The sequence below is a fragment of the Microbacterium sp. CR_7 genome, assembly GCF_041954755.1.
Classification (GTDB): Bacteria; Actinomycetota; Actinomycetes; order Actinomycetales; family Microbacteriaceae; genus Microbacterium.
Map to the genome: position 1 here is coordinate 579,460 of NZ_JAVAYF010000001.1, position 17,794 is coordinate 597,253.

A 17,794-nucleotide genomic window follows, 5' to 3' on the forward strand; every position below is an offset into this window, starting at 1 on the left:
ATCCGCAGAAGGAGAACCGATGTCCCTGGTGCGCGTCCACAACTTCACGATCTCTCTCGACGGCTATGGGGCAGGGGAGGGGCAGACCCTGGATGCTCCCTTCGGCCACGCGGGCCCGCGCCTCATGCAGTGGGCGTTCGGGACGCGCACGTTCCGACGGATGGGGCTGCCCGGGGACGGACACGGTTCCGAAGGCGTCGACGATTCGTTCGCGCGACGGTGGAACGACGGGATCGGCGTCGAGATCATGGGGCGCAACAAGTTCGGTCCGCAGCGGGGACCCTGGACCGACGACGACTGGAAGGGCTGGTGGGGTGACGAGCCGCCGTTCCACACGCCGGTGGTCGTCCTCACGCACCACCCGCGGAACCCGATCGTCATGGGAGGCGGCACGACCTTCCACTTCCTGGATGCCGAGCCGGCCGAGGCGTTACGTCGGGCCCGGGAGCTCGCGGGAGACGCAGACGTGAGGATCGGTGGCGGCGTCGACACGGTGCGCCAGTTCCTCGCCGCCGACCTCATCGACCGCATGCATCTGGTCGTCGCGCCGATCGTTCTCGGACGAGGTGAGCGTCTGTGGGACGGACTGGAGGGACTCGAAGAGCGCTTCGAGATCGAGGCCACGCCGTCACCGCTCGGTGTCGTGCACCTCAACCTCTCCCGGCGCGAGCGCTGAGAGGCGTCCTCAGGCGCGATCTTTACGAGCGACGATCGTATACGTGGTCGGCACCAGGTCGCGCTCTGCTTCCGGCCAGGCGTATCCGCCGGGAACCTCGACCATACGCGGGCTGAACCGCCAGGGGAGAGTCCGGCCCTCGTCGAAGTGGACGAGGCGGAGTCCTGAGCGGAGCAGCGCGCCGAGGATCTCGCAGAGCGGATGCGGCCACTCGTAGGTGCGAGCGTGGGCGACGGTACCCTCGCCGGCGTACGTCGATGCGTCATCCCATTGCTGCGCATGACCGTCGCCGAAGTACGGGTATCGGATGGTCGGTCCTGGTGCGTTCTCATCCAGTGCGTACAGAGCCGGGTGACCGTCGCGGATGAAGAACGTGCCGCCTTCTCTCAACAATCCGGAGATCTGTTCGGCCCATCGATCCAGATCGTCGAGCCAGCAGATCGTGCCGATACTGGTATAGACCACGTCGAAGTCACCGCTCACGAGGGACCGGGCGTCGAGGACGTCCGTCTGCACCCAGGTGGCTGTGGTGCCCGTGCGTCGAGCGAGGTCTGCGGCGGCCGCCAGAGCCGGTGCCGAGAAGTCCACGCCGGTGACGTGCGCTCCGGCTCGCGCCAGAGAGATCGTGTCAGTGCCGATGTGGCACTGCAGATGGCAGAGATCGAGCCCGGACAGACTGCGATGCGGAAGGAACCGTTCCAGCACCGGGATATCGTCGCGGACGACGTCGCTGAGATGCGTCGGGTCATCGAACGCCTCGAGCCCGTAGGCGACCTGATGGAGAGGCACTCGGTCGTCCCAGTTCTGCTGGTTGGCGGTGCGGGCGTCAGCCCACGTCACGTCTACGGAGTCGCCGTTCACAGACCGAGCCTATCGATCGGCGTGCGCGAAGGGAGAGCAACCGATAATGCACATTATGTCAGATTACGGATGAACCGCTCCGTGGCTAGGCTCGGTCCATGCTCCGCCCCCGCTCCCTCGATCTGCACGTAGACCGTGACAGCGTCGCGATGGGAGACGACGCGATCCCGCACGCCGGTGTGCTCACCGTCACGCGCGGCACGCTGCTCAGCGCGGCCATCGAGCAGGCTGCACCCGAGATAAGATCTCCGGGATGGTCTTGGGTCGCTGTCGTCGACGGCGAGACCGCCGCGGTCTGGTCCGTCGACCACGGCGTACAGCTGCTCGTCGCTGACCGCCGACTCAGGCGCGGACCGGTCCGTGTCTTCTACCGCTACTTCGCTCAGATCGACCCGGCGTGGTTGTTCGACCGCCTCTCGGGCGGAGAGAGGCCCGACCGGCGGGCACTCGAGGAGCAGTACGCGCCGATCGCTCGCGAGAAGTACCGGGCAGAGCTGCGTCGCCGGGAACGCGAGCTCGACGGACGGCTGCTGAGCACCGCCTGCGTCGATGCCCTTCGCCGGTTCGGGGCCGACATCACCCTGCACGCCGATGTCGCCTGCGAGTTCACGCACGGCGATGACGACTGGGTCGTGCGTCGCGCCGACACCATGTTCCAGGTCTTCCGAGGGCGCGGTGGGCCGATCGCCTCTCTCCGACCCCACGCCTTCGGGGAGGTGTGGCTCGTCGGCATGCTCGGCGCGGCCGTTCGCGCCGCTGAAGGGTGGGAAGCCCTCCCCGACGCCCACGTCTCCCCCGACCTCGAACTCACCCGGTCCGGCGGCCGGTGGACGTCGAGCGGAGCGACGGTCGTGCAGGTGCACTCCGAGCTCGCCGCTCGTGTCGCACAGCTCGCCCACGGGCGTTCGGTCTCGCAGATGCTCGAAGTGTTCGAGGTCTGAGGCGGCGACCGGAGCCGTCTGCGACCAGGAGTAGCGTGGAGGGGTGACTTCGGCTGCCCACTCCCCTGCTTCGAGCCCGGGATGGAAGGCCTGGCTGATCTGGTCGGTGGGTGTCGCCGCCTACGTCCTCGCGATCACGAACCGCACGTCTCTCGGCGCCGTCGGCGTCGACGCGGCCGATCGATTCATGGCGGATGCCTCGACGCTCGCGCTGTTCGCCGTGGTGCAACTCGCGGTCTACGGCGGGATGCAGATCCCCATCGGCATCCTGCTCGATCGTTACGGCTCCCGACCGATCATGACCGCGGGCATGCTGCTCATGGCTCTGGGGCAGCTGACGATGGCCCTCTCCCCCAGCATCGGCATCGCGATCTTCGCTCGTATCCTGCTCGGCGCAGGCGACGCCGCCGTGTTTCCGGCCGTCCTGCGCCTCGTCGCCACCTGGTTCCCTGCGCAGCGCGGCCCGATCATGGTGCAGTTCACCGGGATCATCGGGCAGGCCGGTCAGCTCATCGCGCTCGTGCCGCTCGCAGCCCTTCTGCACGCGACGACGTGGACCGTGACGTTCGGCAGCATCGCGGGCCTCGGCGCGCTCTTCACGGTGCTGGTGGCCGTCGTCATCCGCAACCACCCGCCGGAGCGGGACGCCGATATCTCGGTCAACACCGACACCGGTGTGGTGCGGGTCGTTACGTCCGCGATCGACACCGGCGTCGGCATCCGCGCCGCATGGGCGCACCCCGGCACCCGCCTCGCCTTCTGGTCGCACTTCACGACGCCCTTCGCGGGCACGGCCTTCATCCTGCTCTGGGGCATGCCGTTCCTCACCGCGGCGCAGGGACTCGACACGTCCCACGCCGCCGGCATCATCTCGGTCTACGTCGTCGCGGGGATGGCACTGGGGCCGGTCATCGGAGAGCTGTCGCGTCGGTTGCCGAACCAGCGCTCCTATGCTCTCGTCCTCCCCGCTGTGGTGCTGCAGATCATCGCGTGGACGACCGTGATCGCGCTTCCCGGGCCGGCCCCGGTCTGGCTGCTCTACGTGCTGGCGGTGGCGCTGGCCACGGGCGGCCCCGCCAGCATGATCGCGTTCGACCACGCGCGTACACACAACCCCACGCACCGCCTGAGCACCGCGACCGGTGTGACGAACGCGGGCGGCTTCATCGCCGCACTGATTGCGATCTTCCTGATCGGTCTCGCGCTCGATCTGCAGGGCGCGGGTACGCCCGAGACGTACTCGCTGGAGGCGTTCCGCGTCGCGTTCCTGATGCCGATCCCGCTCTGGCTCCTCGGGGTGACGTTCATCCTCATCGAGCGCAAGCGCACCCGCATCCGGATGGGTCTGGATCCCGAACGTCGTCGCTGAGGTCCGTGCCCTTCTCAGCGGAGCAGGTGCTGGACCGTCTCGATGATGAGCTCGAGGCTGACCCGCTCCGGCACCTCGACGTCGCCGGCTTCGAACTCCGCCAGTTCGACGCCCTTCACGGCGTCGACCGGCAGGGCAGCGAAGATCGCGGCGATCTGATGAGGCAGAAGGCCGCCTCCGACGCGATACGCCGCGGGGATGTAGCCCGGCTCGAGCACGTCCCAGTCCACGTGGATCCACACCGGACGGCCGTCGACGAGTTCGAGCACGCGCTCCGGGGTGCTGTCCACCGGAGCGAGCACCGTCGCACCCGCATCCGCGAGGAGATCGGCCTCGGCGGGATCGATGTCCCGTCCCCCGACGATCACGACGCGTGACGGATCGATCCCTGCGCCGTGCCCGCTGTCCCAGAGACCGCTCGCGGCGGCGAGCACCATCCCGCCCAGGTACCCTGACTCCGTGGTGTCCGGGGTGTGGAAGTCGCCGTGCGCGTCGATCCAGAGCACGACGACATCGGGATACCGCTCGGCGACCGTGGGCAACGTGCCGAGGCTCGCGGCGCACGTGTTCGTGGCGAGCAACGGCAGCTGTCCCCCGTCGATCGCCGCGCTCACGGCATCCCGGAGTCCGTGCAGCGTCTCTTCGGCCTCGGGCAGCGCTCTCGTCCAGTCGTCCGTCCGCGCCGCGCTGGGAGAACCGATCGTCTGCGGCACCGTGCCGACGAGTTCGGCGAGCCGCTCCCCCACGAGACGGGCGCCCACGAGCGCGCCATCCGTGCGATCGGCGACGCGGCCCTGGGAGACGATGAGCGAGAAGTGGGAGGTCATCCCCTCAGCTTCGCACCTATCCGGTATACCGGGCAAAACGGCGCCGAGGCCGCCCCGGTCAGCCCTGGGAGCGTCGCAGCGGTGTCCAGCCGAAAGGGATCGGGCCGTTCGAGAACGATCGCTCTCGATCGTCCTGAGCCGACCACCCCTGTGCAGCCCGCGGGCCGTCGAACTCCCTCGCGCGACCCGGAACCCGATGTCGTCCTGGGCGGTGCGCGGAGATCCGCCGCGGCGCACGGAGGCCCGGACGCTCCATGCCTCATCGGCGAACCCGCCGCCGCGGAAGACCCGGTACTCGCCGTACCGCTCAGGATCGAGCAGGTCCCAGCACCACTCCCACGTGTTTCCGAGCGTGTCGAAGAGGCCGAAGAGGTTCGGGAGCTTGCCGCCGACGTCTCGTGGTGCGCGGATGCCGTCGGCAGTCGTCCACGCGGCATCCGAGAGCGGCGCATAGTGCGGTCCGATCGATCCCGCGCGGCAGGCGTACTCCCATTCCGCCTCGGTGGGCAGCCGGTAACCGCCCGCGGTGACGTCCCACTCGACGTCCTCGCCGTCGAAGTGATACACCGGGTCGAGCCCCTCCCACTCCGACGCCGCGTTGCAGAAGTGCACGGCTCGCAACCAGCTCACCTCGACGGCCGGACGCCGGGGATGCCGCGACGGCACGGGGAGGATCTCCGCCAGCTGCTCCTCGGTCACGGCGAACACGCCGATCTCGAAGCTCTCCAGTTCCACGGTGCGCTCCACCTTGCGTCGCGCGTCGTGCAGCGTCACGCGACCCGCCGGCAGACTCCGCATCTCGATATCGGTCACGCGCCGGGCGCCCGCTCGACCCAGGTCGGGTACTTCGCCGCACGCCCGTCGCCCGACGAGGTGCGCGTGAGGCGCCGACGCACCCACGGACCGACGAATTCACGGTAGTAAGCCAGTCCCGACGGCCCGGCCATCGCTGCAGCGGTCGGAGACCACCAGGCAGCAGGTGGCTCGAACCCCAGCGCGTGGAGCACCCGCGCCCCCACGCGATGGTGCCCGGCCGCATTCATGTGGAGGCGATCCTCCGACCAGTACGGCGGTCGGGCGAGCTCCCGGTCGGGCCAGTTGAGCGCGCGGACGACGTCGAGGCGGTCTTCGACACGCCGCAGGACAGCCTCGGAGAGCAGATCACCGCGGCGCTGGACGACGGTGCCCATGGGCAGCTGGCCGCTGGGGTTCGCTCCCGAGAGCAGGATGAGAGTGACGCCCTCCTCATCGCACCGACGCAGCACGCGGCTGAAGGCGTCCGCGATGTGCTCGAGGTCGGATCGCGGACGAAGCATGTCGTTGCCGCCGCCGTTGAACGAGAGGTGCGTCGGACGCAGGGCCAACGCCGGCTCGAGCTGCTGCTCGACGATCGGCCAGGCGAGCTTGCCCCGGATCGCGAGATTCGCGTACTGGATCGGGTGCCCAGCGGCATCCGCCCATCCCTGGGCGACGAGATCAGCCCAGCCGCGCTCTCGTCCGTCGGGCAGGATGTCGCCGACACCCTCCGTGAAGGAATCGCCGATAGCCACGTAGCGCACATCTGTCACCTCGCCAGCATATTGGCGGAACGACAGCGCGCGGCTCAGCGATCGTCGAGCGCGACTCCCCCACGGTCGGCCAGACCCCATGCTGCGGCGGCCGCGATCACGAAGCACGCTCCGAACACGACGAACAGGGTCGGCACTCCCCCGGAGACGAGCAGCACGGGGACGGCGAGCGGCGCGGCGATCGACGCGAGGCGACCGATGCCGGCCGCCCAGCCGGCCCCGGTTCCCCGCAGCGATGTGGGATAGATCTCGGGCGTCACCGCGTACAGCGCACCCCAGGCGCCGAGGTTGAAGAACGACAGCGCCGTCCCCGATGCGATGATCGCGACCTCGGTGGTCGAGGTGCCGAAGAAGACGGCGGAGGCCGCTGAGCCGACGAGAAAGACCGACAGCGTGATGCGGCGCCCCCAGACTTCGATCAGCCACGCAGCGACCGCGTAGCCCGGAAGCTGCGCGAGCGTGATGATGAGGGTGAAGCCGAACGAGCGCACGAGATCGAAGCCGGCGTCGACGAGGATGCTCGGGATCCAGATGAAGGCGCCGTAGTACGCGAAGTTCACGCACAGCCAGACCAGCCAGAGACAGGCGGTGCGGACTCGAAACTCCGTGCCCCACAGGGCAGACAGGCGCGCTCGCACGGTCACGGCGATCGGCTGCGTCGCCGGTTCCTTTCGGATCGCCGGGGTCCGCTCGATCTCCGCGTCGACCTCGAACGCCGAGACGATGCGGTCGGCCTCGGCGATGCGCCCCTTCGAGGCGAGCCAGCGCGGCGATTCCGGCAGTCCCCAGCGCACGACGAGAGCGTAGATCGCGGGGATCGCGCCCAGTGCGAACGCCCACCGCCACCCGTTCTCGGACGCCGGGATCACGACGTATCCGATGACCGCGGCCGCGGTCCACCCGAGCGCCCAGAACGCCTCGAGGAAGACGATGAGACGTCCGCGGATACGTGCGGGGGCGAACTCGCTCACGTACGTCGAAGCCACAGGCAGCTCCGCCCCGAGCCCCAGGCCGACGAGGAACCGCAGCACGAGAAGCGCCGCCAGACCGCCGACGAGAGCGCTGGCCCCCGTCGCGACGCCGTAGACGAGCAGAGTCAGGGCGAAGACCTGGCGGCGTCCGAATCGATCAGCGAGCAGGCCGCCGAGGGTGGCTCCGAGCGCCATGCCGATGAAGCCGACAGACGCCACCCACCCGGCATCCGTCTTCGTCAGGCCCCACTGCTGGGTGAGGGCGGCGAGGATGAACGAGATGAGCCCGACATCCATGGCGTCGAGCGCCCAGCCGACCCCCGAGCCCGTCAGCAGGCGCAGGTGCCGACGCGTGAACGGCAGGTCATCGAGACGGCCGGCGAGCGACTCACGGCTCGGCAGGACGGGTTGTGCCATGCCCCCATCGTAGGGGCGTCGGTGCGCCACTACGCCCGGTCGGGTCGGTCTCGGGGGTCCCGCCTCAGTCGTTCGCGGCGAGGAGCCTTCGCACGCGCGGCATGACCTCGGTGCCGTACAGCTCGACGCTCCGCATCAGGGCTTCATGCGAGATGGTGCCGGTGGAGTACTTCAGGTCGAAGCGTCCGAGACCGAGCGTGGTGACGGTGTCGGCGATCTTGGCGGCGACCCGATCGGGCGAGCCCGCGTAGATGGCGCCGGCGGGGCCGACGTCGTTCTGGAAGCGCGCCCGGCTGTAGGGCGGCCAGCCGCGCTCCGCGCCGATCGTGTTGTTCATGGCCTCGAAGCCGGAGTACGCGGCCTCCCAGGCCTCCTCGTCGGTCTCGGCGATGTGTCCGGGCGAGTGCACCGAGATCGGCTGTGCGGCGGTGCCGAACGACGCGACCGACCGGTGGTACAGGTCGACGAAGGGCTTGAAACGGCCTGCGGGGCCGCCGATGATCGCGAGCATGAGTCCGAGCCCGTGTCGAGCGACGCGTACCACGGACTCAGGGCTGCCGCCGACGCCGACCCAGGTGCGAAGTCCCTTCTCGGTCTTGGGGAAAACGTCGGCGTTCTCCAGCGAGGCGCGCATGCTCCCCGACCAGGTGACCGGCTCCTCCTCCAGGAGCTCGACGAACAGCTCGAGCTTCTGCTCGAACAACGCGTCGTAGTCGCGGAGGTCGTAGCCGAACAGCGGGAACGACTCGATGAACGAGCCGCGGCCGAGCACGACCTCCGCCCGCCCGCCGGACAGGGCGTCGAGGGTCGAGAAGCGCTCGAAGACGCGCACGGGGTCGTCGGACGAGAGGACCGTCACGGCCGTCCCGAGCCGCATCCGTTCGGTGCGCCCGGCGATGGTGGCGAGCACGATCTCCGGGGAGGAGATCGCGAACTCCTTGCGGTGGTGCTCCCCCACCCCGAAGTAGTCGACGCCCACCGAGTCGGCGAGCACCGCCTGCTCCACGACGTTCCGAATGGTCTGCGCGCCGGTGAGCAGCTCCCCCTCGGCGTCGCGGGTGATGTCTCCGAACGTGTCCAGCCCGAACTCGATGTCCATCTCAGCTCCTTCTATTCAGGTGAATGAACACCCGGCTGCGCGCGGACATTCCCGTCAGCGACTGAGCAGCGCCGTACGGAGAGTGTCGAGTCCGACGCCGCCCATGTCGAGCGCGCGCTTGTGGAACTCCTTGATGTCGAAGCCCGCGCCCTTCTCCGCCTGATACGCGTCGCGGACCTGCTCCCAGATCCGCTGACCGACCTTGTACGACGGGGCCTGACCCGGCCAGCCCAGGTAGCGGTTCACCTCGAACTGCACGAACTGATCGGACATGTTCACGTTCTTGCGCATGAAGTCGAGTGCATAGGCGGCGTCCCAGGTGCCTTCGCCATCGAGACGCGGCTTGCCGAGGTGCACGCCGATGTCGAGCACGACGCGCGCTGCGCGCATGCGCTGTCCGTCGAGCATGCCGAGGCGATCGGCCGGATCGTCGAGGTAGCCGAGCTGCTGCATCAGGCGCTCCGCGTAGAGCGCCCAGCCCTCGGCGTGGCCCGAGGTCCCCGCGAGCAGACGACGCCATGAGTTCAGTCCAGCGCGGTTGTACACGGCCTGCGCGATCTGCAGGTGATGCCCGGGGACGCCCTCGTGATAGACGGTGGTGAGCTCTCGCCAGGTGTCGAACTCGGTCACTCCCTCGGGGACGGACCACCACATGCGACCCGGACGCGAGAAATCGTCGGTCGGCCCGGTGTAGTAGATGCCGCCCTCCTGCGTGGGGGCGATCATGCATTCGAGTGTGCGGATGGCCTCGGGGATGTCGAAGTGCGTGGCGCCGAGCTCGGCCACGGCGCGGTCGCTCGTCTCCTGCATCCAGCGCTGCAGCGCCTCCGTGCCCACCAGCTTGCGAGCCGGATCCGCTTCGAGATGGGCGACGGCCTCCTCGACAGAGGCCCCGGGCAGGATCTCGTTCGCGATCGCGGTCTGCTCGGCGACCATGCGCTCGAGCTCTTCGCGGCCCCACTCATAGGTCTCGTCGAGGTCGATGGTGGCACCGAGGAATCGGCGCGAGTTCAGCGCGTAGAGCTCGCGCCCCACGGCGTCCTCCTCACCGGCGGCTGGGGCGAGCTCTTCCGCCAGGAAGCGTCGCAGCGCTCCATAGGCGACGCGTGCCGATGCCGAGTTGTCCGCGAGAGTGCGGGCGAGGGATGCCGGGAGGTTTCCGTCCTCCGGCGAGGCCTCGGCGACGAAAGCCGCGAAGAAACCGTCGTCGGCGATGTAACGGTCGATCTGCGTGGCGACCTCGACCACCTGGCGACGTGCGGGCGTCACGCCGGCGGCGATGCCCGCACGGAGGGTCTCGGTGTATCCCCGCAGCGCGTCGGGCACGGCGGCCAGGCGGGTGGCGATCACCGACCAGTCGTCCGCGGTCGCCGTCGGCATCAGGTCGAACGCGGAACGCACGTCCTGGGCGGCGGATGCGATGACGTTGAGGTCGCGAAGGTGCCAGTTCGCCTCGTGAAGCTCCAGATCGAGGGTGAGCTCCGCGGTGAGGTCGGCCTTCGTGACCTCGTCGATGGCGTCCACCGGCTCCAGCGACGACAGCGTGGCGAGCGTGGCACGCGTCGCTGCGGCGATGCTCTCGTGACCTTCGGGGCTCAGGTCGCCGAAACGGTCGTTGACCTCGTCGCGACCGATGTACGTGCCGAGCGTCGGCGCCAACTGCACCAGCGCGTCGACCCATTCATCGGCGACCTTGTCGATGGCGGTGGGAGTGCGGGGCTCAGAAGTCATCCCTTCAGCGTAGCTGGACGACGCCTGTTCCACCCACCCGGAGGCCGCCTCGTCCGTCAGTGCGCCGCCTCGTTCCAGTCCTGCCCGCGACCGACCTGCACGTCGAGCGGGACGGAGAGGTCTGCCGCGTCGCCCATGCGCTGGCGGACGATGCGCTCCGCTGCGTCCCACTCTCCGGGCGCGACCTCCACGACGAGTTCGTCGTGGATCTGGAGGAGTACGCGGGACGCGAGACCCTCGGAGCGCAGGTCGTCATGGATGTGGAACAGCGCGATCTTCATGATGTCGGCAGCGCTCCCCTGGATGGGTGCGTTGAGCGCTGCGCGCTCCGCGTTCTCGCGCAGCACACGGTTCGGCGAGGCCAGATCCGGGAACGGACGCCGGCGGCCGAAGATCGTTTCCGTGTACCCCACCTCGCGCGCCGCGAGCACCGACGCCCGGAGATAGTCGCGCACCGCTCCGAACCGGGCGAAGTACTCGACCATCAGCTGCTTCGCCTCTGACTGCTCGATGCGCAGCTGCTTCGACAGACCGAACGCCGAGAGCCCGTAGACGAGCCCGTACGACATCGCCTTCACCTTCGTGCGCATCGCTGCCGTGACGTCGGCGGGATCGACGCCGAAGACGCGCGCGCCGACGAACCGGTGCAGGTCCTCGCCGCTGTTGAAGGCCTCGATGAGCCCCTCATCGCCGGAGAGGTGCGCCATGATCCGCATCTCGATCTGCGAGTAGTCCGCGGTGAGCAGCGCCTCGTACCCTTCGCCGACCCGGAAGGCGCTGCGGATGCGACGCGACTCCTCGGTGCGGACGGGGATGTTCTGCAGGTTGGGATCGGTGCTCGAGAGCCGCCCTGTCTGGCTTCCTGTCTGCACGTAGGTGGTGCGGACCCGCTGGTCCGCACCGATCGCGACGTCGAGCGACTCGATGATCTGACGGAGCTTGGTCGCTTCGCGGTGCTGGAGCAGCAGACCGAGGAACGGGTGCGGATGCGATTCCTGCAGGTCGGCGAGGACCGCGGCATCCGTCGAATAGCCCGTCTTCGTCTTGCGGGTCTTCGGCAGCTGCAGGTCGTCGAAGAGCACCTCCTGCAGCTGCTTCGGCGAGCCGAGATTGAACTCGCGCCCGACGATGCCGAACGCCTCCTGCGCGATGCCGTCCGCACGCGTGGCCAGCTCGGACGAGAAGGTCGACAGCACCTCGTGCGAGACTGCGACGCCCGCGACCTCCATGTCGGCCAGGGTCAGCAGCGTCGGGAGCTCGATGTCGGTGAGCACGGTCGCGACCGACTCCGGGATGTCGTCACGCAGAGCAGCAGCGGCACGCAGTGCGAACCAGGCCTCCTGCGACGGCGTCGCGCCTTCGGTCTCGGGCACGAGCTGGGTGGGGTCCGCTTCCGGCAGCTTCTCGCCCAGGTACCGCTCGACGAGATCGCCGAGGGTCTTGTCGGGAAAGCTCGGACGCAGCAGCCAGCCGGCGAGGCTCGTGTCGTACGCGAGACCGGAGAGGCGGATGCCGAGCCGCAGGAGTGCCTTCACCTGCGGCTTGGCGTCGTGCATGATCTTCGGACGGTCGGACTCGAGCCAGCCGCGGAGCGCGGTCGCGGCGTCGTCGTTCCAGTGCAGCTCCCGCAGCTCGGTCTCCGTCGCGGCGCCGACCCGGGTCGGAGCGCCGCTCTGCAGAACCAGGCGAAGGGCCACTTCGCCCTGGGACTCCGCCCACGCGACGAACTCGGCGGCCGCGACCTCGACCGGGGCGGGCAGGTCGACGACGGTCGCCGGGTCGTCCGCGACCTCGCCGGCGCCGACGGCCTCGAACACCCGCGGCAGCAGGGTGCGGAACTCCAGACGGGCGAAGATGTCACGAACGGCCTGTGCATCGATCGGCGCGACAGCGAGGTCGGCCGGAGCGACGGGAAGCTCGACATCACGGAGCAGCCGGTTCAGCTTCCGATTCCGACGCACGTCCTCGATGTGCTCGCGCAGGTTGCCACCGACGACCCCCTTGATCTCGTCCGCCCGATCGAGGAGCTCATCGAGCGATCCGAACTGGGTGAGCCACTTGACCGCGGTCTTCTCCCCCACCTTCGGCACCCCGGGAAGGTTGTCGCTGGTCTCCCCCACCAGCGCGGCGATATCGGGGTACTGCTCGGGCCGAACGCCGTATCGCTCCTGGACCGTCGCCGGGTCGTACCGCTTGAGCTGAGAGACGCCCTGCACGTTCGGGTAGAGCAGGGTGATCTCGTCGTTCACGAGCTGGATCGTGTCGCGATCGCCCGACACGACGAGGACCTCGTACCCCTGCTCCGCTCCCTGAGTCGACAGCGTCGCGAGGATGTCGTCGGCCTCGATCCCCTCTTTCGTGAGCACCGGGATCGACATCGCGGCGAGGCAGTCCTGGAGCAGCGGGATCTGTCCGCGGAACTCCTGAGGCGTCTCGGAACGTGTCGCCTTGTACTCCGGGTACTCGTCGGTGCGGAAGGAGTGACGCGACGTGTCGAAGGCGATGGCCAGGTGCGTCGGCTGCTCGGCCTTGATGAGGTTCACCAGCATCGAGAGGAAGCCGTAGATGGCGTTCGTGTGCTGGTTGTCCTTGGTCGTGAAGTTGTCGACCGGCAGGGCGAAGAAGGCACGGTAGGCGAGCGAATGGCCGTCGACGACCATGAGGGTAGGCTTTGCGGAGTCCGTCACCCTGTCAGCCTAACGAGGACGACAGACACCCGCTGAGGAGGATTCATGAGCGACACCACCGCGACGAGTGAGGGACTCGACTGGGCGTCCGCTCGCGGCATGGGCGCCCTCGCCGAGAAGATGGGGATGGAGTTCCTCGAGTTCAGCACGGAGCGGTGCGTCGCGACGATGCCGGTCGAGGGCAACACGCAGCCGGTCGGCCTCATGCACGGCGGCGCGTACGTGGTGCTCGGCGAGTCCCTCGGGTCCATGGCCGCGAACCTGCACGCCGGTCCAGGACGCCTCGCCGTCGGAGTCGACATCAACGCCACGCACACCCGGTCGGCGACGTCGGGTGTGGTCACCGGTGTCTGCACGCCGGTGCATCTGGGCCGCAGCATCACCGTGCACGAGATCGTCGTCACCGACGATCAGGGACGCCGCTGCTCCACCATCCGGATCACCAACATGATCAAGGACGCACCCGCCTGACCCGGTCAGGTCGAACGTTCTCGGGCGTCACGCGAGTATCCGCTGGAAGAGGCGATGATCGCGCCACTCCCCCGCGATGTGCAGGTACTGCGGCGCCAGTCCGATCTCGGTGAACCCCGCGCTGCTGAGAACCCGCTGCGACGCGACGTTGTCGAGAAGCGTCGCCGCCTGGAGACGGTGCAACGACAGCTCTTCGCCGGCGAATCGGATGAGCTCCGCGACGCCTCGGCCGGCCAGACCGCGCCGCAGCCGTGATGCGTCGATCCAATAGCCGAGATCGGCGCTGCGGAAAGCGCCGCGCACGACGTTGTTGAGGTTCATCCGTCCGCGGATCTCTCCGTCATCCGACACGAGGACGAAGCGATACCCGCGCCCGGAGTCCGTGTCGGCGACGCTGTGCTCGACGTGCCGCTCCTGCCATGTCGCCGTGTAGAAGTCGACGCTCCGCACCGGCTCCCAGGGCGCGAGATGGTCCCGGTTCGTCGTATATGCGCGCGCGAGCGCCGCGCCGTCCCCCGGCTGAACGAGACGCAGGACGTGGTCCGCGTCGAGCCGGAGCACCGACTACTTCTTCGGAGCGAGCTGCTCGATGATCGCCTTCGCGACGTCCTGCATCGTGAGGCGGCGGTCCATCGACGCCTTCTGGATCCAGCGGAAGGCCTCGGGCTCCGAGAGTCCCATCTTCTCGTTCAGCAGGCCCTTGGCCCTGTCGACGAGCTTGCGCGTCTCGAAACGCTCCACCATGTCCGCGACCTCGGCCTCGAGCGTGATGATCTGCTCGTGACGTGCGAGCGCGATCTCGATCGCGGGCAGCAGGTCGTTCGGCGTGAAGGGCTTCACGACGTATGCCAGCGCGCCGGCCTCGCTCGCCCGCTCCACGAGCTCCTTCTGGCTGAACGCCGTGAGCAGGACCACCGGGGCGATGTTGCCCTTGTGCAGCTTCTCGGCAGCGCTGATGCCGTCGAGCTGAGGCATCTTGACGTCCATGATCACGAGGTCGGGTCGCAGCTCGGTGGCGAGAGCGACAGCCGTCTCGCCGTCTCCGGCCTCGCCGACCACATCGAAGCCGTTGTCGCGGAGGATCTCGACGATGTCGAGACGGATCAGCGACTCGTCCTCGGCGACGACGACGCGTCGGGGGGCGGATGCCGTGGGCTGCTCAGCCTGTTCTTGCTCTGTCACGCCCTCCATCCTAGTGGAGAGTCGCCCGGCCGACCCCGAAGGTCGCACGTCTGTGCACCTGCGCTGCGATACAGTCGTAGACGCGACACACGGGCCGGCGTGGCGGAATGGCAGACGCGGAGCACTCAAAATGCTTTGTCCGAGAGGGCGTGTGGGTTCGAGTCCCACCGCCGGCACCACGCGGGTCGCGCACCGTGCGGCGGGCTCTGTGCTCTGAAGCGCGCATGCGCTAGACAGGGTCCATGCGCGATCGCCCATCCGCCGACATCTGGAGACGCACCAGACCTCGTCGGCGAGGCCTCGTGATCGTCGTACTGCTCATCATGGCGATCGGAAGCGTCTTCGCCGTCGACGCGATCCGCCGGCACATCGAAGGCGAGGCCGACCTCGTCGGCGACAGGACCTTCTACCGGATCCCCGATCCGCTGCCCGAAGGCGAGCCGGGAGAGATCGTCCGCCTCGAGGAGATCGACAGCGCACCGCTCGGGTCCACAGCCTGGCGAGTGATCTATCACACGCGCGATCTCGCGGGATCCGACGTCGCGGCATCGGCGGTCGTGGTCGTGCCCGACATCCCGGCACCCGCGCGCGGGCGGGCCGTCATCGCCTGGGGGCATCCCACGACGGGTGCTGCGACGCAGTGCGCGCCGTCGCTCGACGTCGACCCCTTCCAGTTCATCGAAGGTCTGCACGAGTTCCTCCTCGAGGGGTACGCCGTGGTGGCGGCGGACTACCCCGGTCTCGGCATGGCCGGCGCGTCCTCGTACCTGCTCGGCGTCCCGGAGTCGAACAGCGTGCTCGACGCCGTCCGCGCGGCGCACGACATCGACGCCGCGAAGATCGGGACGGATGTCATCCTGTGGGGGCACTCGCAGGGTGGGCAGGCCGTGCTCTTCGCCGCAGAACGAGCCGACGGGTACGCCCCCGAACTCACGCTGCGCGGTGTGGCGGTCGCGGCTCCCGCGGCGGACCTCACCGAACTCATGAGCGATGACATCGTGAACGTCTCCGGGGTCACGATCGCCTCCTACGCGATCCCCGCGTATGAGGCGGCGTACGCCGAGCGATACGGCACCGCCGAGCTGACGGCGATCCTCACGCCGAGCGGAGCCGCGGCGACCCCGAAGATGGCCGACATGTGTCTGCTGTCGCAGAACAAGGAGATCCACGCGATCGCCGACCCGCTCATCGGCCACTACCTCACGAGCGACCCCGCGACGACCGAGCCGTGGAAGACGCTTCTCGAGGAGAACAGCGCCGGATCGTCGCCGATCCGTGTTCCGGTGTTCGTCGGGCAGGGCCTCGCCGACGAACTCGTGAAGCCGGCGGCGACCGAGGACTATGTGACCCTCCTCTGCCGACAGGACACGAGAGTCAGCTTCCATCGCTACCCGAGCGTGAATCACGGGTTGGCCGCCTACGCCGCTCTGCCCGACATGCTGGGTTGGCTCGCGGCGGTCAGTGCCGGAGAAGCTCCGCCGTCCACCTGCCGATGACCGGCGTTGGTCAGTGTTCAGCCATGGCTGCGATCTCCGCGATCACGCGCGGATCCGCCAGCACCCGGAAATGGCCTCCGGTGTCGAGCCGCACGTTGCGGCGCGCGCCGACGAGCTCGCTGCCCTCCGGGATGTGCGGGTCGAACCGGGCGTAGACGGAGACGATGCGCGAGTCCGCGTCGACGTGACGCGCGAGCGCCAGGATCGACGGGTGCGTGGGGGCGAGCGCGCGAAGGCCGCGTATCGGCATCCATCGCGCGTACCGCGATCCGCGGAAGGGCGTCGAGATCGCGACCATGCCCCGGATCCGTGAGCCGGCGCGTCCGATCATCGCGGTCTTCCCGGCCAATCCTCCCTTGCTGTGCGCGACCAGCACGACGTCGGTCGTCTCCGCCTCCTCGAGGAAGGCGGCGAGGATGTCAGCCGCCTCGTCGACCGGCCGTCTGTTGTGCCTCCAGGCGTCGAGCACATGAACCGGGTGTCCGCGAGCGTGCAGGGCGGCGATCATCGGCTGCATGAAGCGCCACGTCTCGTACACCCCGGGCAGGATCACGATCGGCAGGCCGGGCCCGTCTGCGAAGCCTCGGGGGTCCGAGCGGTCGAACGCCGCTCGCACCTGCCACGCCGCGGCGTAGGCATAGTCGGCGATCCACCAGGTCAAGCGCCTCACTGCGTCGATGTCGTCCGCCCCCTCTCGGACATCTCCGACGAAGCGCGACTGCCGATTCCTCGCGCGAAGCGCGTGATCTCCTCGGACACCTTCCGCGCAGCCGTGTACTGCACGTTGTGCGGCTGACGCGGGACCTCGACGATCTCCGCTCCTGTCGCAGCAGAGCGCAGGTGTCGCACCCACTGCTCCCCTGCCACGGGGTCGCGGCCGCCGCGCATCAGAAGAATCGGCTGTGCCGCTCGCGCGATGGCGGCTTCGGTCTCGTAGGAGGTCATATGACGCGCCTGCTTCAGATACCAGCGCGGCCCGCAGCGGAGATAGTCGGAGAACACGAGGGCGTTGGCCATCGGCGCCTCGCGGAGGGTGTCTACGGCAAGGGCGACGGCCTGCGACGGCAGGGATCGGTGCGCCTCGTCGACGACGGGACCGATCAGGACGAGGCCGTCGACCCGATCCGGCGCTGCCAGCGCCGCCTCCAGCGCCCACTGCACTCCCATCGAATGCCCTACGAGCACGACCCGGGTGAGATCGAGCACCCCGAGCGTCTGGGCGAGGATGTGCCCCATCGCGGCGACGTCGAGATCCTCTCTGGGAGTCGGGAGCCCGCCGAAGCCGGGGAGGTCGACGGTGATGACCCGGACACTGCGGCAGAGCGCGTCGCGCAGCGGCGCGAAGTACCGGTGCGACATGCCGATGCCGTGGACGAGGACGACCGTCGGCTGCGAGCGGGGTCCGCATGCGGCGACCCGGAGAGCATGACCGGCGATGACGATCCGCTGCCGGGCTGTGCTCATTCCCCCACGCTATCCAGAGAGGCGGAGGGCGGTG

At 68.8% G+C, this 17,794-nt stretch carries 16 protein-coding genes, 1 tRNA gene and 1 pseudogene; 6 read left to right on the forward strand and 12 right to left on the reverse strand.

Features of this window, described 5'->3' with window-relative positions:
• Window positions 1–19: 19 nt before the first annotated feature.
• Window positions 20–676, forward strand: coding sequence for a dihydrofolate reductase family protein (locus RAC81_RS02805; protein ID WP_375080901.1), 657 nt, complete (start codon window positions 20–22; stop codon window positions 674–676).
• A 9-nt stretch (window positions 677–685) separates the two neighbouring features.
• Here RAC81_RS02805 and RAC81_RS02810 read toward each other — a convergent pair whose 3' ends face one another.
• The gene (locus RAC81_RS02810) at window positions 686–1,537 is read right to left on the reverse strand and encodes a class I SAM-dependent methyltransferase (protein ID WP_375080902.1); all 852 of its coding nucleotides are present in this window, start codon (window positions 1,535–1,537) and stop codon (window positions 686–688) included.
• Between the two features lie 98 nt (window positions 1,538–1,635).
• Here RAC81_RS02810 and RAC81_RS02815 point away from each other — a divergent pair, with 98 nt between their 5' ends.
• Together RAC81_RS02815 and RAC81_RS02820 are read left to right on the forward strand one after the other, a co-directional pair.
• Window positions 1,636–2,478 (forward strand): hypothetical protein, encoded by an 843-nt coding sequence (locus RAC81_RS02815; RefSeq protein ID WP_375080903.1) that lies wholly within the window; start codon window positions 1,636–1,638, stop codon window positions 2,476–2,478.
• Between the two features lie 43 nt (window positions 2,479–2,521).
• Entirely contained in the window at window positions 2,522–3,847 is a 1,326-nt protein-coding gene (locus RAC81_RS02820; protein WP_375080904.1) for a nitrate/nitrite transporter, read from the forward strand.
• A 14-nt stretch (window positions 3,848–3,861) separates the two neighbouring features.
• Here the strand turns inward: RAC81_RS02820 and RAC81_RS02825 are convergent, their stop codons facing one another.
• From RAC81_RS02825 to polA, 7 genes and pseudogenes are all read right to left on the reverse strand, one after another.
• The gene (locus tag RAC81_RS02825; RefSeq protein ID WP_375080905.1) at window positions 3,862–4,674 is read right to left on the reverse strand and encodes an arginase family protein; all 813 of its coding nucleotides are present in this window, start codon (window positions 4,672–4,674) and stop codon (window positions 3,862–3,864) included.
• Between the two features lie 58 nt (window positions 4,675–4,732).
• Window positions 4,733–5,472: pseudogene (locus RAC81_RS02830) on the reverse strand (formylglycine-generating enzyme family protein).
• An 11-nt stretch (window positions 5,473–5,483) separates the two neighbouring features.
• Window positions 5,484–6,233, reverse strand: coding sequence for an SGNH/GDSL hydrolase family protein (locus RAC81_RS02835; protein WP_375080994.1), 750 nt, complete (start codon window positions 6,231–6,233; stop codon window positions 5,484–5,486).
• Window positions 6,234–6,277: 44 nt separating this feature from the next.
• Window positions 6,278–7,630, reverse strand: coding sequence for an MFS transporter (locus RAC81_RS02840; RefSeq protein WP_375080906.1), 1,353 nt, complete (start codon window positions 7,628–7,630; stop codon window positions 6,278–6,280).
• A 64-nt stretch (window positions 7,631–7,694) separates the two neighbouring features.
• On the reverse strand, window positions 7,695–8,729 hold the full coding sequence (locus RAC81_RS02845; protein ID WP_375080907.1) for an LLM class flavin-dependent oxidoreductase: 1,035 nt from the start codon (window positions 8,727–8,729) through the stop codon (window positions 7,695–7,697).
• Between the two features lie 54 nt (window positions 8,730–8,783).
• Entirely contained in the window at window positions 8,784–10,460 is a 1,677-nt protein-coding gene (locus RAC81_RS02850; RefSeq protein WP_375080908.1) for a DUF885 domain-containing protein, read from the reverse strand.
• 56 nt (window positions 10,461–10,516) lie between these two features.
• Window positions 10,517–13,147, reverse strand: a complete 2,631-nt coding sequence (gene polA / locus RAC81_RS02855) for a DNA polymerase I (RefSeq protein WP_375080909.1) — start codon at window positions 13,145–13,147, stop codon at window positions 10,517–10,519.
• Between the two features lie 45 nt (window positions 13,148–13,192).
• On the opposite strand from polA, the gene RAC81_RS02860 reads away from it, so the two are divergent.
• The gene (locus tag RAC81_RS02860; protein WP_375080910.1) at window positions 13,193–13,618 is read left to right on the forward strand and encodes a hotdog fold thioesterase; all 426 of its coding nucleotides are present in this window, start codon (window positions 13,193–13,195) and stop codon (window positions 13,616–13,618) included.
• 27 nt (window positions 13,619–13,645) lie between these two features.
• Here RAC81_RS02860 and RAC81_RS02865 read toward each other — a convergent pair whose 3' ends face one another.
• Both RAC81_RS02865 and RAC81_RS02870 read right to left on the reverse strand, forming a co-directional pair.
• Window positions 13,646–14,179 carry a GNAT family N-acetyltransferase gene (locus tag RAC81_RS02865; RefSeq protein WP_375080911.1) on the reverse strand — a complete coding sequence of 178 codons (534 nt, stop codon included), beginning with the start codon at window positions 14,177–14,179 and terminating at the stop codon, window positions 13,646–13,648.
• A 3-nt stretch (window positions 14,180–14,182) separates the two neighbouring features.
• Window positions 14,183–14,800 (reverse strand): ANTAR domain-containing response regulator, encoded by a 618-nt coding sequence (locus tag RAC81_RS02870; RefSeq protein WP_025103469.1) that lies wholly within the window; start codon window positions 14,798–14,800, stop codon window positions 14,183–14,185.
• A 93-nt stretch (window positions 14,801–14,893) separates the two neighbouring features.
• Here RAC81_RS02870 and RAC81_RS02875 point away from each other — a divergent pair.
• Together RAC81_RS02875 and RAC81_RS02880 are read left to right on the forward strand one after the other, a co-directional pair.
• A tRNA-Leu gene (locus RAC81_RS02875) sits at window positions 14,894–14,979 on the forward strand.
• Between the two features lie 63 nt (window positions 14,980–15,042).
• Window positions 15,043–16,296 (forward strand): alpha/beta fold hydrolase, encoded by a 1,254-nt coding sequence (locus RAC81_RS02880; protein ID WP_375080912.1) that lies wholly within the window; start codon window positions 15,043–15,045, stop codon window positions 16,294–16,296.
• Between the two features lie 10 nt (window positions 16,297–16,306).
• On the opposite strand, the gene RAC81_RS02885 is transcribed toward RAC81_RS02880, so the two are convergent.
• Both RAC81_RS02885 and RAC81_RS02890 read right to left on the reverse strand, forming a co-directional pair.
• The gene (locus RAC81_RS02885) at window positions 16,307–16,966 is read right to left on the reverse strand and encodes an esterase/lipase family protein (RefSeq protein WP_375080913.1); all 660 of its coding nucleotides are present in this window, start codon (window positions 16,964–16,966) and stop codon (window positions 16,307–16,309) included.
• Entirely contained in the window at window positions 16,963–17,760 is a 798-nt protein-coding gene (locus RAC81_RS02890; protein ID WP_375080914.1) for an alpha/beta fold hydrolase, read from the reverse strand. The genes RAC81_RS02885 and RAC81_RS02890 overlap by 4 nt, the downstream gene beginning before the upstream one ends.
• Window positions 17,761–17,794 lie beyond the last annotated feature (34 nt).